The sequence below is a fragment of the Streptomyces sp. TOM-9 genome, from assembly GCF_056858595.1.
Genome location: NZ_JBXEQB010000001.1, coordinates 9339984 through 9355692, shown reverse-complemented (window position 1 = coordinate 9355692; position 15709 = coordinate 9339984). Strand labels below are relative to the sequence as shown.

At 68.8% G+C, this 15709-nt stretch carries 9 protein-coding genes and 2 pseudogenes; 3 read left to right on the top strand and 8 right to left on the bottom strand.

Features of this window, described 5'->3' with window-relative positions; all coding sequences use genetic code 11:
• Nucleotides 1–138: 138 nt before the first annotated feature.
• The 6 genes and pseudogenes from AC1VWI_RS42610 to AC1VWI_RS42585 all read right to left on the bottom strand — a co-directional run bounded on the left by AC1VWI_RS42610 (nucleotide 139) and on the right by AC1VWI_RS42585 (nucleotide 9153).
• Nucleotides 139–855: a hypothetical protein gene (locus tag AC1VWI_RS42610; protein WP_499516432.1), complete on the bottom strand. Its 717-nt coding sequence runs from the start codon at nucleotides 853–855 to the stop codon at nucleotides 139–141.
• Nucleotides 856–1009: 154 nt separating this feature from the next.
• Nucleotides 1010–1244 (bottom strand): annotated as a pseudogene (locus AC1VWI_RS42605) (IS701 family transposase); the annotation flags it as partial.
• 1009 nt (nucleotides 1245–2253) lie between these two features.
• Nucleotides 2254–3420: an ROK family protein gene (locus AC1VWI_RS42600; RefSeq protein ID WP_499516431.1), complete on the bottom strand. Its 1167-nt coding sequence runs from the start codon at nucleotides 3418–3420 to the stop codon at nucleotides 2254–2256.
• A 279-nt stretch (nucleotides 3421–3699) separates the two neighbouring features.
• On the bottom strand, nucleotides 3700–6999 hold the full coding sequence (locus AC1VWI_RS42595; RefSeq protein WP_499516430.1) for a PQQ-dependent sugar dehydrogenase: 3300 nt from the start codon (nucleotides 6997–6999) through the stop codon (nucleotides 3700–3702).
• 140 nt (nucleotides 7000–7139) lie between these two features.
• Nucleotides 7140–8108 carry a sugar phosphate isomerase/epimerase family protein gene (locus AC1VWI_RS42590; RefSeq protein ID WP_499516429.1) on the bottom strand — a complete coding sequence of 323 codons (969 nt, stop codon included), beginning with the start codon at nucleotides 8106–8108 and terminating at the stop codon, nucleotides 7140–7142.
• Nucleotides 8109–8202: 94 nt separating this feature from the next.
• Nucleotides 8203–9153, bottom strand: a complete 951-nt coding sequence (locus AC1VWI_RS42585) for a hypothetical protein (RefSeq protein ID WP_499516428.1) — start codon at nucleotides 9151–9153, stop codon at nucleotides 8203–8205.
• 901 nt (nucleotides 9154–10054) lie between these two features.
• Here AC1VWI_RS42585 and AC1VWI_RS42580 point away from each other — a divergent pair.
• Entirely contained in the window at nucleotides 10055–10765 is a 711-nt protein-coding gene (locus AC1VWI_RS42580; protein WP_499516427.1) for a hypothetical protein, read from the top strand.
• Between the two features lie 366 nt (nucleotides 10766–11131).
• The gene (locus tag AC1VWI_RS42575) at nucleotides 11132–11866 is read left to right on the top strand and encodes an alpha/beta hydrolase (RefSeq protein WP_499516426.1); all 735 of its coding nucleotides are present in this window, start codon (nucleotides 11132–11134) and stop codon (nucleotides 11864–11866) included.
• 192 nt (nucleotides 11867–12058) lie between these two features.
• Here AC1VWI_RS42575 and AC1VWI_RS42570 read toward each other — a convergent pair whose 3' ends face one another.
• Nucleotides 12059–12469, bottom strand: coding sequence for a (R)-mandelonitrile lyase (locus AC1VWI_RS42570; protein ID WP_499516425.1), 411 nt, complete (start codon nucleotides 12467–12469; stop codon nucleotides 12059–12061).
• A gap of 144 nt (nucleotides 12470–12613) precedes the next feature.
• A pseudogene (locus AC1VWI_RS42565) lies at nucleotides 12614–13381 on the bottom strand (zinc-binding dehydrogenase); the annotation flags it as partial.
• Nucleotides 13382–14033: 652 nt separating this feature from the next.
• On the opposite strand from AC1VWI_RS42565, the gene AC1VWI_RS42560 reads away from it, so the two are divergent.
• Nucleotides 14034–15584, top strand: coding sequence for a purple acid phosphatase family protein (locus tag AC1VWI_RS42560; RefSeq protein WP_499516424.1), 1551 nt, complete (start codon nucleotides 14034–14036; stop codon nucleotides 15582–15584).
• Nucleotides 15585–15709: the final 125 nt, after the last annotated feature.

Here is a 15709-nt window from a genome sequence, read left to right as displayed (position 1 = left end):
GACAAACTCACCGCGAAGTTCGGTGCTGTGCCGGTGGTCGTAGATAAGTCTGCCTCGACAGCGGACCCATCTTTGCCTGCCGCTCGATATGCCACTGCTCCAGCGGCACGTCCATATACGAGCGCCGTGGGGTCCGTGTCAGATAAACAGGACGCTATCGATGTCGATAGTGACGAGTTCCACGTCCCGGAACACAGTGCCGTTCTCCCCGCGGCGGTAGACACGCCGCCGGGTTGGAATCATGATCCCGTCGAACTTCCTGTACTCGCCGACGTAGTGTGCGGCATGTCCGGCGTTGATGACCTCAGGCGTATAGTCATGCCTGCGCAGCAACCCGTCCGAGTCGAAGTAGAAGACCTGCTGCTGGCTGTGCGTCGCAATGCGGTCCGGGAAAGTGACCTCCAGACGCCTCCACTCCTCTCCCTGTTCCGTGACAGGAGACAGTTCCACAGCCCTGAATCCTGGCGAGGTGAACGTGAACGGAGACGTGAGGTACGTCCACATTGCATAACCGGCGAAGTAGGCAACGTGCAGATCGTCCCAAGCAGCACGCACGTCGGCCGGGAACGAAGCACGTGGGTCGAATCGCTCGGCCGTCACCTCCCCCGCGGAGGTCTCGACGGCCACGCGGTGCGGGGTGAAGGACGTCCGCAGGTGGGGCGCGGTAAACGGGTAGTGGCTGACACTCTGCCGGTACAGGTCGATCGAGACAGCCGTATGACTCAATATCCCCTCCTGCCCCTTCAGTCCCCACAGCGAGCCTCCGACACGGAGATGCGCGGTCGCTGAGCTGAACTGGTTGTAGCGTGCCAGCCCCCCGTGCGCCTCAGTGGCAATGGTGACAAGATCACACATATCGAACACTCCTTCGTCTATTGATGGCCGCGCGACCGGGGCGCACGCCTGCGGCGGACAGCAGGCGACCGCGAACGCTTTTAGGAGCATATGCTCCTATTCGCATGGCGGCAAGTATGGGGAGACATCGCCGTTCATGGCTGGAACCACGAGTCCAGGAGATCTCCTGAGGCCGGCTTACGCTGCGGCAGGCGATCACCCAGTGCCGGCGGTCCTCGCGGGTGCCAGGGGCGGACCTCCACGCGGGCCCAGTCGACAACGCGCGGACCGTGGGGGCGCCGGCGCCGCACGAGCGGCGTTTCCACCTCTGCCGTGGCAGGCCGATGAACAGGTCGTGGACGGGTGGTCCATGGCCAGCGGCTGACGACGGTGTCATGACGGGTTGCTGCGGCGGCGCTGGACGCGTTTGCCAGCCTGCCGGGTGTTGTGCAGACCATGTTGAGCGGGAATCTCCGTGCGGTCGCGGAGATCAAACTGCAAATGTTGGCGTTCTCCAGAGCCGGTGACTGCGGCTGGGACACAGGTGAGGAGGCCCGAGCCAGCGCGCTCCTCTGCAGGGCAGGCGGGACGCCATGGCCGGGCCTCGATTTCACTCACTGAAATCACCGGTGACGTGCCGCACAAACACGGTGCGGGGGCCGAGGTCGGCCCCCGCACCGTGCCGGTATTCGTCAGAGCGGCAGGTGGTGCTTCTTTCGGCGGTGTCGCTCACTGAGGGCAGTGAGCGTGGCGAGGACTGAGAAGGGCATGAACGCGATCAGCATCTCACTGGCAGTGAGGCCACCCTGTGGTACTAGGAACGCCAGTGTCACCAGTGTTCCCGCCACCAGTCCCACGAGGATGGGGTGGCGTGCGGCCCAACGGTTCGCAGCGTCACGACGTGGGGAAACACCCATGGTCACCACCGGTTCCATCTGCTGTAGCGGTGCCAGCCGCTTCTGAATCCGTTCCGGTATGCGCGCCGGACCGTGCTGCAACCGTACCGGCGCCACCGCGAAGCAGGACGACCGAAGTAGTGGCCGTACCGGCCGGCTCCGTGACCGAGTCCGCTTCCGTCGGGGCGTGGAGCAGCGGTACGACAACGCGTTGCCGATTGCACCACCAGCGATGGAGCAGGCGACGGTTCCCCAGCCGGCGGTCAATACGAACACTCCGGGCCGGATCCCGTACCTCGGCGACCCGCACCTGGCAGCAGACCCCTGACGGATCCGGGCAGCACGGCCGGAACATCGGGGGCGACCGCTCGCCGGGGCGGGCAGGAAGCCTGCGCGGCACGGTGGCGTGCTCCTGGGTCGGCCCGATCGGGCGAGGACCGGGGACGCACGCCGATGCAGGCTCTGGCCACGCCGCAGGGGCTGCGTACCGGGGCCGGGGCGGCCGGCGCATCCGGCCTGTCCGTCAGAGATGCCGCTGGAAGTCGAGTTCGCTGGCCAGCAGTGCCGCGCCGGCAACTCCGGCACGCGGGCCGAGTTCTGACAGCACGATCTGCAGGTTCCCGGTCGCGAGCGGCAGCGAGCCCTTGTACACGACGCTGCGGATCTCGGCGAGCAGGAGATGGCCGAGGCCGGAGACGCCGCCGCCGATCACGATCATCGACGGGTTGATGAAGCTGACCAGCGTGGCGAGGACTTGCCCCACCCGGTGGCCGCCGTCCCGGATCAGGTTGACGCACGTGACGTCCCCGCCGGCCGCGCACTCCGCCACGTCCACGGCGGTGAGGAGGCCCTCCGCGGCGAGGCGTTCGGCCAGCGCCGGCGACTGCCCCGAACGGGCGGCCTCGGTGGCGTCCCGGGCCAGGGCCACACCGCCGAAGAGGGCCTCCAGGCAGCCGGTCCTGCCGCACGAGCAGGCCGGTCCCTCAGCCTCGACCTGAATGTGGCCGATGTCGCCAGCGGATCCCTCCGACCCGCGGTAGATCTGGCCGTTGACCTGCACACCGCAGCCTATTCCGCTGCCGATCTTGACGAACAGCAGGTTGTCGACGGTCTTGGCCACCCCCGCGTACCGCTCGCCGAGGGCCATCACGTTCACGTCGTTGTCCACCACGACCGGGCAGCCGTGCGCGCGGGTGAGGGTGTCCCGGACGGGGAAGCGGTCCCACCCCGGCATGATCGGCGGGGAGACCGAGATGCCCTCCTTGAAGCTGACCGGCCCCGGCAGGCCGATGCCGATGGAGTTGAACCGCGCGCACCCGGCCTGGTCCGCCATTTTGTTCAGGAGTTCGTTGACCCTGTCCAGGACCGCGCGCGGACCTTTGCGGATATCGGCCGGTTCGGCATAGGAGGCGATCGGTTCCAGCCCTCCGTCGGTGATCTCGATGTCGATCGAGCTGGCCCCGAGGTCCACCGCCGCGAACCGGATTTCGGGATCGAGTTGGACGAGGGTGGAGGGACGGCCGCCTCGCGAGGTGGCCGGCCCCGCCTCGAGCACCTTCCCGGCAGCGATCAAGCGGTCGAGTTCAGCCAGCAGCCTCGGCCTCGCCACTTCCAGCTGGTCGGACAGCTGTGCGCGCGACAGCGGCCCGAGGTCGCGCAACAGGCTCAGCGCGCGGTACTGGATGGTCACAGGCTCACTTCCCGGGTATCAGCCGCATGTGTGACAAAACGTTAGGGGGGTTACGTCATAAGCGTCAATGGCTTTCGCGCGGATCTCCGAAAGTTAAATCAGAAACAAAGAAAGCATCGGTGTGCCGAGAAGTTACCCGACCCGAATCCCCGTCCGTGACTGCCGGCATGTGGACACACTCGAGGGCCCGGCGGCCGACGTCCGTCGACGGCCGCGGGTGGGCCCTGAAGCCGCCGGCAGGGTGCTGCCCGCCGTGACGGGCGGGCAGCACCCTTGGCTTCAGCCGGCCAAGCCTCCCTTCACGGCGAGGGCATCGCGGGCAAGAGCGGTGCGTGCGGTCGCGTCGGTCACCAGTGCGGTGTCCTTGGCCAGTTGCGCGACCTGGTCCAGGACCGCGGCCGCCTGGTTGGTGCGCCCTGCGTCGGCGTGCGCCCGGGCCTGGTCGAGCCGGACCGTCAGCCGCTGCCGGCCCTGCTCGGTCAGCCGGTTCTCCGCACGCAGCTGGGTGATCAGGGTGTCCATCTCGTCGAAGGATGTGCGGGTGGTGAAGTGCACGGTGCGCGTGGTGGTGTTGCCCGCCGCGTCACGACCTGTGACCACCAAGTCGTGGTCGCCCAGCGGCAACCGCCACAGCAGCAGTGGCTGCCCCGGGGTGACGGGAGTACCGTCCAGCGTCGCGGTCGCGGTCGGCCCTCCGGAGACGGCGTCCGTGGCCGAGACCACCGGCGTCGGGCGCTGGGAGTCCCCGTAGGCGGTGTCGGCCGTCACGCCCGTGACCGTCACCGTGGGTCCGGTCCGGTCGATCCGGACGGCGATGGTGCCGACCGCGGAGATGTTGTTGGCCGTGTCCGTCGCCCGGTACCGGATGGAACTCATCCCCTCCGTGGAGAGGGTGACCGCGCTGTTCGCGCTCAACCAGGTCGTGCCGCCGTTGAGCGAGTACTCCCGGCTCCTGACGGCGCCGTTGTCGGTGGCGGTGACGGTCAGCGACACATTGCCCGTGTACCAGCCGTTGCTGCCGGTGGGCTGCGCCGGGTTGAGGGCCGCCGTCGCCGTCGGCGGGGTCCTGTCGGCGATGCCGGACCCCTGGAAGGTGAAGGAGTCCACATCGACGCCGCCGGAGGACGTGACGTAGAGCTGCCCGCTGCCGGAGGGAGCCGCGCTCAGCGCCGTGTTGATCGTCTGCCAGCCGTCACCCGCCGGGACCGTGATCGTGGCGAACGGGTCGGACCTGGGTGTGCCCCAGCGCAGCGACAGGGTTCCGGCGCCGGTGGCACGGGTCTGCACCCCGGTGATGCCGGCGAAGGACACCGGGTCGTAGCCGATCCAGTCGCCGTTGTCGAAGGCGGTCAGCTTGCGCTGTCCGGACGCGGCGGCGTCATCGGTGATCACGACGCCCTGGGACGAGTCGTAGTGTTCGCCCTGCATGACAGCGGGGTTGAGGACGACCTGGGCGTCGCTGGTGGCGGGCGGCACGGAGCCGGCGCCGCGGTCGGTGTAGGTGAGACCGAGGACGCCGAAGACGTTCTCCGTGTCACCGTGGCCCGCGTCGGCCGGGGTGGTGATCGCCCCCGAGCAGCCGGTCCCGCTGCTCACCGGGTGGCCGTGCTGGTTGTGGCCGAGGCCGAGGGTCCAGGCGGCCTTGGTGCAGTCGACGTTGGCGCCGTCCTCCGGATCGTCGATCCGGGTGGCGTACGGCACCACGTCGCCCCAGGTGAAGAAGCCACCGTTGGGCGGGGAGGTGAACGCCACCGTCGGAGCGGTGTTGCCCACGGTGATCTGCTTGCTGGTCAGGCCGGTCTTGCCCTCGGGGTCGGTGACCTTGAGACGGGCCTGGAGCTGGCCGTTGTCGGGATAGGTGCGGGTGGCCGTGGGGCCGGTGGTCTCGAAAGTGCCGTTGCCGTCGAGGTCCCACTGGTAGGTGAGGGCGGAGCCTTCCGGGTCGCTGGAGCCGGTGGCGCTGAAGGAGACGGTGAGCGGCGCCTGGCCCGAGGAGGGGCTGGCACTGATCACCGCGGTGGGGGCCTTGTTGCCTTCGGCGTAGTCGATCCGGTAGAGGCCCGCGTCGGGGTTCTGCCGGAAGAAGCCGTCGCCGTAGTCGAGGACGTAGAGCGCGCCGTCGGGGCCGAACTCCAGGTCCATCGGGTTGTCCCACGGCGGGATGCCGTTCTCGGAACGCTGGCTGTTGGGGAGTACGTTCTCCAGCTTGGTGACCGGGCCGTCCGGGCCGGCCAGGGTCAGGGCGGCGACGTAGTCCTGGGAGAACTCCCCGAAGAAGGCCTTGCCGTCCCAGTAGGCGGGGAACTTGCCTGGGGCGGGGTTGGACGCGTCGTAGTGGTAGACCGGGCCGCCCATCGGGGCCTGGCCGCCGGGGCCGCCAGGGCCGCGGAAGGCGGTCAGTTCCGGCCAGGGCTGGTCGGTGTCGCGGTCGCCGTACCACAAGGTGGCCGCCCTCGACGGGGGCAGCTCGGTGAGGCCGGTGTTCCAGCGGGAGTCGTTGACCGGCGCCGCGCAGTCGAAGGCGGGGCCGGGGGTGAGGGTGGCGAAGTCGAAGTCCCGGTACGGACGGGTGTTGTCACCGGTGCAGAACGGCCAGCCGCTGTTCATGGCGGTGGTGGTGGTGTCCCACTCAACGTAGCCCATCGGTCCGCGGTTGGGGTCGGCGTTCCCGGCGTCGGGGCCGTAGTCGCCCCACATCACCGCGCCCGTGGCCTTGTCCACAGTCATCCGGTAGGGATTGCGCAGGCCCATCACGAAGATCTCGGGACGGGTCTTGTCCGTGACGACGGGGAACAGGTTGCCCGGCGGGATGGTGTACGTCCCGTCGTCCTGGACGTGGATGCGCAGGATCTTGCCGCGCAGGTCGTTGGTGTTCCCGGAGCCGCGGCGCTCGTCGAGGCCGGGGTTGTAGGTGGCCGCGTCGTTGATCGGGGTGTAACCGTTGACGTTGGGGCCGGACGCGGGAGTGTTGCCGCCGGTGGACAGGTAGAGGTTGCCCTGCGCGTCGAAGTCGACGTCGCCGGCGACGTGGCAGCACTGACCGCGGTTGGTGGTGACGCGGATGATCTCCTGGGCGGTGGACAGGTCGAGCTTGTCCCCCGTCCACTTGAAGCGGGTGAGGGTGTCGTAGCCCTCCCACTGCTTCCAGTACGCGTCGGTCTGCCCGGCCGGCAGCCGCTCGGGGGCCGCACCGGCGGGAGTGCTCAGCGGCGGCGAGTAGTAGAGGTAGACCCAGTGGTTGCTGGCGAAGTCCGGGTCGAGGGTGACGGTCTGCAGACCCATCTCTGAGTTCTGGTAGACGTCGAGGTGGTTCACGACCTTGGTGATTCCGGTGCCGGGGTCGGTCATCCGCAGATCGCCGTTGCGGGCGGTGTGCAGGACGCGCAGATCGGGCAGCACGGCGAGGTCGATCGGCTCGCCGGTGTCCTTGCTGAGCGTGGCCTTCTCGTAGTTCGACCAGTCCACGGCGGGGTCGGCGCTCGCCTGCGCCGCAAGTGCGTCGTCCGGGTGCGCCTGCGCAGCCGGTGCCAAGGCGAGGCCGCCCAGCATGGGCAGCGACGCCAGGAGCACCCCGGCCATGAGGCCTCTCAGGGTACGGTACACAGTGATGCGTCTCCTTGGTCTGTGCCGGTCAGGAGGTGCGCAGCCGGGCCGGCCCGCCGGTTGCGCCGTGGCAGCGGTACGCAACCGGCGGGCTGTGCCCGGTGGGGTGCCTGCGATCAGGCCAGCAGCCCCTTCAGGGCCGTGAAGCTGCGCTGCGCGGCGCCGAACGAACCCGGGGGGTTGGGCTGGGTGTTGGGCGCGGTGTCCTGCTCCCAGATGCCGACGTGGCTGCCGCGGGCCCCGATGTCCCGGATGAACTGCTGGTACGGCAGGACGCCGGCGCCGAACTCGACGATGGAGTAGCCGTCCGCACCCGAGCTGGCGGCGCCGTCCTTCATGTGGAACAGCGGGTACCGGTAGGGCTGGTTGCGCACGTAGGCCGCGGGGTCGAAGCCCGGCCAGCGGTGCTGGCCCACGTACGCCCAGTACACGTCCAGTTCCAGGTAGACGTAGCGCGGGTCGGTGTTGCGCAGGAAGACGTCGTACAGCCGGACCGACGGCTGGTCGGAGGCGAAGGCGAACTCTCCCGCGTGGTTGTGCTGGTACAGCTTCAGACCGCGGGCGGCCGCGGCCTGCCCCCAGGCGTTGAACTCGTCCGCGGCGGCGAGGTAGCCGGCGACCGTGTTGGAGTTCGACGGTGCGTTGGCGGTGCCGACGTGCGGCATGCCCAGGATCTGCGCCGCGTCGAGCTGGGCCTGGAGGTTGTTGCGGAAGTCCCCGATGCCGACGTGGCTGCCGATCGCCTTCAGGCCGTTGTCGTCCAGCAGTTGCCGGATCTCCTGGAGCGTGATCTGCCGGCCGAGGATCGAGGTGTTCTGCGTGTAGCCCGCGAACTCGACCTCCTTGTACCCGATGCGTGCCATCTCCTCCAGGACGACCCGGAAGCCGAGCGAGCTCACCTTGTCGCGGACGCTGTAGAGCTGCAGGGAGATGCGGTCCTTCGGGATGGACAGGATGCTGGTCGCGGCGGAGGCGGACGGCGCCGTCGCGGCGCCGACGATCGAGGCGGCGGCGACCGCCACGGTGCTGGCGGCGGTCGCCCGCAGGAAGTCTCTGCGGTCGAAGGACTTGTCCAGGTGGCCCACGGTCACTCCTTGATGGGTGGGGCAAAGAAGAGTGGGGTGTGAGGTGTGTGGTGCTGACGGCGCGAAGCGCTCTTCGCCCGTGGACGGGCTGCGATCACAGACCGGTGCCCTCGGCAGCCGCTTCGGCCTCCGCCTGCGCGGTACGCGCCGCCACCTTCGCGGCGAGGTCGGCACCGCGATCCTGCGGGGCCGCCTTGGCGGCCCGGGCGAGCGACGCCGAGGGGGCGGTGGTGGTCGCGGCGATGCCGCCGCGCACGCGGGCCAGTTCGCCCACCTGGAGGGCGGGGCTGTTGTCCGTGGCGGTGAGCTTGCCGCGGACGATGGTGTTGTCCAGGACCACGTTCGCGTTGTTGCCGGTGACCGCGAGGTCGCCGCCGAGGTAGGTGGCCTGCGCGCAGGAACTGAGCGGGCCGTCGCCGCCGAGCTGGAGGGTGTCGGAGTTGTTCTGGTAGGCCGTGTCGCCCTGGACTTCGCTGGCGCACAGGACACCGCCGAGCGTGTTGGCGCTCACGGTCAGCGTCTTGGCGACCGTGCTGTCGTATACGTCGGTGTAGAGGTTCGCGTCGCCGGAGACGGCGCCGGAGACGGTGGTGCCGGAGATGTACAGCTCGCCTGAGGAGGCTCTTATGTCTCCCTTGACCGTGGCGTCGACGCTGTACAGGAAGCCTTCGACGGCCGAGATGCCGCCACTGGCCGTGGTGTTCTGCACATGTACGCCGAAGGCCCCCTGCTCGGTCACCGCGCCCTTGACGCTGCTGTCGGTGATGTCCAGGTAGGCGTTGTCCCCGACGGCGACGGTGCTGCTGAAGGTGACGCCCTTCGCCACGAGGTCGGCGCCGGCTTCGATCGTCACCGTGCCCTTGACCTTCGTACCGGTCAGCGTGCACGACGCACCGGCCGGCACCACGAGGGCGCCGCTCACGGTGACGGCTCCGCCTTCTCCCACACAGGTGGTCGTCAGCGCCGCCTGCGCGGGCGCCGCAATCGTGACCAGCCCTCCCGAGGCCACCAACGAAGCTGCAACAAGGTAGTAACGGATCTTCATGGAGCTTCCCTTCTGCTGCGGTTACGGCCACGGCGACATGCCGCGGCCGGGAACCCCCGCCACGGCGGGGTGCTGCGGAGTGCGGGACAACTGTTACGACGGAAACCCGCTACGTGCGGCGGGCGGGAGCTCGGCTTCTCGTCGGCGGTGAGGACGCGTCACATACGGCCCCGGCATGCGGGGTGGGTTGCAAGGCCGCACTGGCGTTACGTCGACGCAACATCGCGTCGATCGGCTGGAACGCTAATCGGGGTCCCCAGTGGTGTCCAGAGCTTTGGACGGAGTCATCAAAATCTTTTGGGCGAACCGTCAAAAGATCGCCGTCATACGCGAATTGAATCCGCCCAAATGTTGGATAGCACCTTGACAGGGGTGACGCTCTGCCGCACGCTCGTGACGCTTCGCCACCCAGTCAGCGGTTCCAGGCACCATCGTCATCCCTGACAGGAGCGCTCATGCCGACCGGATCGTGGATCACCGGCGCCCGTGGCTCGGTCGCCACCACGGCACCTCCCGGACCGCTCGCCCTGCGGGCCGGACCGGCCGAACGCACCGGACGCGTGACCTGGTTGCCGCTCCCCCACGCAGGCCTTCCCGGGCCGGTCCGCCCCGGTCGTGGGCAACTGCGATGTATACGATCTCCCTCTGCGCCTGAACGCGGGGCTGCTCACATCGACGTGGGCGACGGCGGCAACTTCCCTTCCCCTCACCCGCCTCAGGGCTGCCGTAGCGCCTGACCGGCCTCGGCGAGGCCGCCTGTCGGGGCGCGGCCCACGGCCTCGTCTGTGAGGGACTGGACCGTGTGCCAAAGCAGACGAGCGTCTGAACTCCCGATCCGAGCCACGCTTGACCACGACCTGCTCCAGGACGATTGAATGCCCAAGTGATCGACTGGACGTAGGTGCTCGACCCCCTCGGGACTGCCGGCCGAGTGCCCGCCCTTCTGGACCAAGTGGAACATGATGAAGGTGCCGAGGCATGGGATCACCTTTGGGACGCGCTGTGCCTCGAAGGTGAGACCGTGGTTCCGGCGAGCTTCGCCGCACTTCCGCGGCTCGTGGCGCTCGGTCGGAGAAGTCCTGAAGCGCTGAGCCTGGCCGGGGCGATCATGCGCGGAGCCCTCCAGGATCACGGCGCTGACGACCTGCTGCTGAAATGCATCGACGTGGTGGCCCAACTACGGAAGCTACTGGACCAACGACTGAAGTCGCGGCCGACCGGCTACCTCCATGTCTTTCGCGACCTGCTGGCAGCCGATGGCCAGTACCACTGGAGTGCCGTACTGGGCAACTTCGCGGACGACTTCTACCACCTGCACTGCCCACGCTGCGACGTGCAGGTGACCGTCGCCATCGGCGACTACGGTCGGTACTCGGCCATCCGGGACTGGCATGCCGGAGATACAGAGAAGCGCGAACTGAAGCCCGCTTCGCCCGAAGACCTCGGCGGCACCGGACGCTGGATGTACGACACGGCCGTCCGTGACGGCCAGGACTGGCTCGCCAAAGGACTCACCTACCTCTTCGGGCGAGCCGAGTGCCCTCGTTGCGCCAGCACCTTCGTCATCGCGGCGGAGTACACGGCCGCCAACCTCCCGTCCCCGGAAGAGTGATCACAGGCAAGACTTCTGAAACAGGGTTTCGACGGCACCCAGCGTCACCGCCAGAGAAGTTGAGCCAGAACCTGAGAGACCACAGCGTCAATGCATCCCCGGCGTCGCAGAGCCGCCACTCGGGAAGTCGCGACGACACCCGAAGCGCTGCGCGGTGCCCCCGCGGCGTCCGGCCACGGAGACTCCGCAAAAACCCGTAGGCGGACGAGGCGCCCACTGCTACATTGCCGGAGGCCGTGCGAGAGATCGAGGAGGTGGTACCCGTGAACGCAGTATCGACATGGGTGCTCCCCTCCGGGGTCACGGTCGGGCGGTAGGCAGGTCGTCCGGGAGCGCCGTTCCAGCGCACTCCCGAAAGGCACGACCATGCATTTCACTTCCGAGCAGCGCCTCGACGACGGCGTCCTCGAACGCGAATTCACCCTCGGGGAGATCCCCGGCATCCTGTGGACACCCGCATCCGCATCCGCACCGGTGCCGCTGATCCTGCTCGGCCACCCTCCCCTTGGGCTGCGCAAGATGTACCCCCGACTGGTGGACCGGGCCCGGCACTCCGCGGCGGAGGGCTTCGCGACGGCCACCATCGAGCTCCCCGGGAGCGGTGACCGGCCCCGTTGGCCCGCCGCCGAGCAGGCCCGCGCCGACCTGCGCCGGGCGATGGAGGCCGGCGAGCGGGTCAGCGACGAGATCGTCGACGCCCTCATCCTCCCGCTGGTCGACAAGGCGGTCCCGGAATGGCAGGCCGCCCTGGACGCCCTCCTGTCGCTGCCCGAGATCGGCGGTCCGGTCGGGTACTCGGGGGGAGTGATCTCCATCGGCATCCGGCTGGCGGTGGTCGAGCCGCGCATCGTGGCCGCCGGTCTCTTCGCCGGGAGTTTCGTGCCCCGCGCCATGTTCGAGGAGGCCCGCCAGGTCACCATCCCGCTGCACGTCCTACTGCAGTGGGACGACGAGGGGAACGACCGGCAGGCGGCCCTGGACCTGTTCGACGCCTTCAGTTCCAAGGAGAAGTCCCTGCAGGCCAACATGGGCGGGCACACCGGCGTCCCGCAGTTCGCGGGAGACGCCGCGGCCCAGTTCTTCACCCGGCATCTGAAGTGAGGCCGAGCCGTCGGACCGGCAGCAGACGGTAGCTGATGCCGGCCGGCATGCCGCTCATGGAGGACAGGTCCCGGCCCTCCGCAGTCCTCCACAGCGTGGCCCCTGCCGAACGCTCGGCAGGGGCCCGTGCTGCCTGAAGTCAGGAACTGTTCGATTGTTCAGACCGTGTGGAGGGTCGGTTCAGGACCGGCGTCAGTCGGCGGCGGGCGCGGCGGCGTATTCCTGATCGGTGACCGGAGTCAGCCAGTGCACGACGTCGTGGTCGGCGTCGCTCTCGTTGACGGCCAGGTGGACCATCAGCCGGTTCGGCGCCGCGCCGTGCCAGTGTTCCTCGTCGGCCTCGAACAGGACGCGGTCGCCGGGACGGATGACCTCGACGGGCCCGCCGCGGCGCTGGCACAAGCCGACACCTTCGGTGACGAAGACGGTTTGGCTCAGCGGGTGGCGGTGCCAGTGGGTGCGCGCGCCTGGCATGAAGTGCACGAGGTTGGCACTGACCCGGGACGGGGCGGGAGCTGCGGCAACGGCGTCGATGTAGACGTCGCCGGTGAACCAGTCGGCCGGACTCTTGACGGTGTTGATGGAGCTTCGGGTGATCTTCAAGGTCGTTCCGATTCTGTGCGGGCGGCAGGTGAGCCGGCATGGCGAACCCGCCGCCCTCCTGGACAAGCACGAGCGGTGGCCTGTCGTCCGGCCAGGTCCGCATAGGAGTGCCAGGAGGAGGGCGAACGTTGCGCGGGTGACTGGTCAGGGCTTGAGGAGCGTCTTGATGGCGCGGCGTTCGTCCATGGCCTTGTAGCCCTCCGCGACGTGTTCAAGGGGCAGGGTGAGGTCGAAGACCTTGCCCGGGTTGATCTGCCCCGACAGGACGCGGTCGATCAGGTCGGGCAGGTAGCGGCGCACGGGGGCGGGGCCGCCGCGCAGGCCGACGTGGGAATAGAACAGCTCTTCCCCGTCGATGGCGACGTCGTGGGGGACGCCGACGAAGCCGACGTTGCCGCCGGGCCGGGCCGAGTACAGGGCCTGCCGCATGGACTGGGAGGTGCCGACGCATTCAAGGACGGAGTCCGCGCCGATGCCGCTGGTGAGGTCCTTGATCCCGGCGACGCCCTCGTCCCCGCGCTGGGTGACGATGTCGGTGGCGCCGAACTCCAGGGCGAGCTTCTGGCGTGTCTCGTGGCGGCTCATCACGATGATCCGCTCCGCGCCCATCTCCTTCGCCGCGATCACCGCGCACAGTCCGACCGCGCCGTCACCGACCACTACAGCTGTGGAGCCGGGCTTGACCTGGGCGGCGTCGGCGGCGAACCAGCCGGTGCCCATCACGTCGGAGACGGCCAGCAGGCCGGGCCAGAACTCCTCGCCCGGCACCTCGCCGGTGGCGACCAGGGTGCCCTGGGCGTTCGGGATGCGCACGTACTCGGCCTGGCAGGTACTCATGAACTGGCGGCTCAGGCAGCTGGACTGGAAGCCGTTCCGGCAGTTGGCACAGGTGTTGTCCGAGGTGGCGAACGATTTCCTGCCGATCGCGAGCGATCGGCGGCCGGACAGCGGCGGGCCAAGCCGGGAGAGGTGCTGAGCTGCCCAGGTCATGATGCAGGGAGGCTCCCTGAGGGACGAGGTCATTGCGACCTGGCAGAGGCGGGGTGAGGGTGTCGATCAGGACTCGGACAGGTAGCAGGGTGCTGTCGGTGGCGGTTCCAGGCGCCCTGGCGAGGACCTGCATGGCGGGGTCGAGTACGGCGCCAAGGCGCCCACCGATCGCCCGCTTCGGATTGCCCTGTATCTACCTCGCCCGAGTTTCCACACATTTTCGGCGTGCCCCCAGCCTTCCGTGATGCCGGTGACTCCGCCAACTGCCATCCAGGCGCAGACTCCAAACGGCACGGGAGCGCGCCCGCGCACCCCAACCGCCGGGAATGGCCGTCCGTTGCGGTGACCGACATCTGCCGTTCATACCTGTCCCACCGCTCCGGTCGACCGTGCTTCCTAGCGTCCGAGAGTGCGCGCACCGCTGACCTGCCGCAGCCCGCTGTCAGGTTCGGAGCGCTGCTGTCCGGTCGGTGTGCGACTGCACCCGACGACGCGAAAGGCCCCCGGAATGTCGCAAGAACCCAAGCAAACCAGAATCTCCCGCCGCAACGCGCTCGGCTTGTTCGGCGCGACGGTGTCCGGTGCAGCCGCCGGTCCACTGGTCCTCGGCGCCGGAACCGCCGAGGCGGTCCCGGCGAAGTCGGAGGTCACCGGTCTCACCACCGGCTCGGCCACCACCCCCGTCCAGGGCCTGCACCTGACCTTCGGCGCCGACCCGCGCAGCCAGATGGTCGTCTCGTGGGTCACCGACGCGGCGGTCAAGAACCCCCGGGTCGTTTACGGCACGCTGAGTGGCGGCTTCGGCTCCACGGTGCACGCGAGGACGAAGACCTACGTGGACGGCACCTCCGGGCGGACCGTCTGGGTCCATCACGCGCTGCTCAGCAAGCTCAAGGCCGACACCGACTACCTGTACGCGGCCCAGCACGACGGCGCCACCCCCGACGCCGGCACCTTCCACACGGCGCCGTCCGGCCGAGCTCCGTTCACCTTCACCAGCTTCGGCGACCAGGGTGCGCCCAGTGTGACGTGGAAGACCGGAGCGAACCCGGCCGACGCCTCGGGCCGGGACTTCGAGCCCAACGCCACGCCCGCCGCTGCCGACATCGTCACCGGCGTCGAGAAGGTCGGCCCGCTGTTCCACCTCCTCAACGGTGACCTCTGCTACGCCAACACCGGGCCCGACCGCATTCGCGTCTGGCGCGACTTCCTCACCAACAACAGCCGCTCGGCGCGATTCCGTCCGTGGATGCCGTGCGCGGGCAACCATGAGATCGAGCTGGCCAACGGCAAGCTCGGTCTCGACGCGTACCAGACCTACTTCGAGCTGCCCTCGACCGAGACCCAGCCCGAGCTCGACAACCTCTGGTACTCCTTCACGGTCGGCGGGGTGAGGGTGATCGCCCTGCAGAACGACGACATCGCCCTGCAGGAGGGCGGTGACATCTACATCAAGGGCTACTCCGGCGGTCGGCAGCTCGCCTGGCTGGAGAAGGAGCTCAAGTCGGCACGGGCTTCGAAGGACATCGACTGGATCGTCGTCTGCATGCACCAGGTGATGATCAGCTCGGCGACCGCCGCGAACGGCCCCGATGTCGCGCTGCGCGCGGCGTACGGCCCGCTGTTCGACAAGTACGGCGTCGACCTGGTGGTCTGTGGCCACGAGCACGACTACGAGCGCTCGTTGGCGGTGCGTGGCGTCGTCCCCGGCAGCGTCACCCTCACACCCAACCCGAGCCAGACCGCACTCGACGTGATCGACAGTGCGCACGGCACGACGCACATGGTCCTCGGCGGTGGCGGCGTGTCCGGCATCACCAACAACAGCTTCACCACCGACGACGCCGACGGTCACGGGCATCACTCGGCATACGTCCAGATGGAGCACGTCGGCAAGTACAACTCGGTCAAGGAGAAGGAGACGGCGGTCTGGATCGGCGTCCGCGACGCGGACCATCCGTACGGCTTCGCCGAGTTCGCCGTCGACCCGGGCCGTCACCCCGGTGACATGACCCGCATCCACGTCACCTACTACAACATCATCACGCCCACAGGTGAGCTGTCGGTCTTCGAGAAGTTCACGCTCCAACGCCGCCGTAGCGACGGCGGCCACGGCCAGCACTGACCCACCGCGACCAGCCGCAGCAGTCGGCAACGCCTGGGGCCGGGACGACGTCCCGGCCCCAGGCGTTGCCGACCGGGAGCCCTTGGCGTGTGGGCGCTGGAGCACCGCGGGCGGGCACGAAGAAG

Bases quoted from the DNA above. Each gene is read 5' to 3' on its own strand.
- AC1VWI_RS42610 (WP_499516432.1), bottom strand. From the start codon at position 855: ATGTGTGATCTTGTCACCATTGCCACTGAGGCGCACGGGGGGCTGGCA.
- AC1VWI_RS42595 (WP_499516430.1), bottom strand. From the start codon at position 6,999: ATGGCCGGGGTGCTCCTGGCGTCGCTGCCCATGCTGGGCGGCCTCGCC.
- AC1VWI_RS42585 (WP_499516428.1), bottom strand. From the start codon at position 9,153: ATGAAGATCCGTTACTACCTTGTTGCAGCTTCGTTGGTGGCCTCGGGA.
- AC1VWI_RS42575 (WP_499516426.1), top strand. From the start codon at position 11,132: ATGCATTTCACTTCCGAGCAGCGCCTCGACGACGGCGTCCTCGAACGC.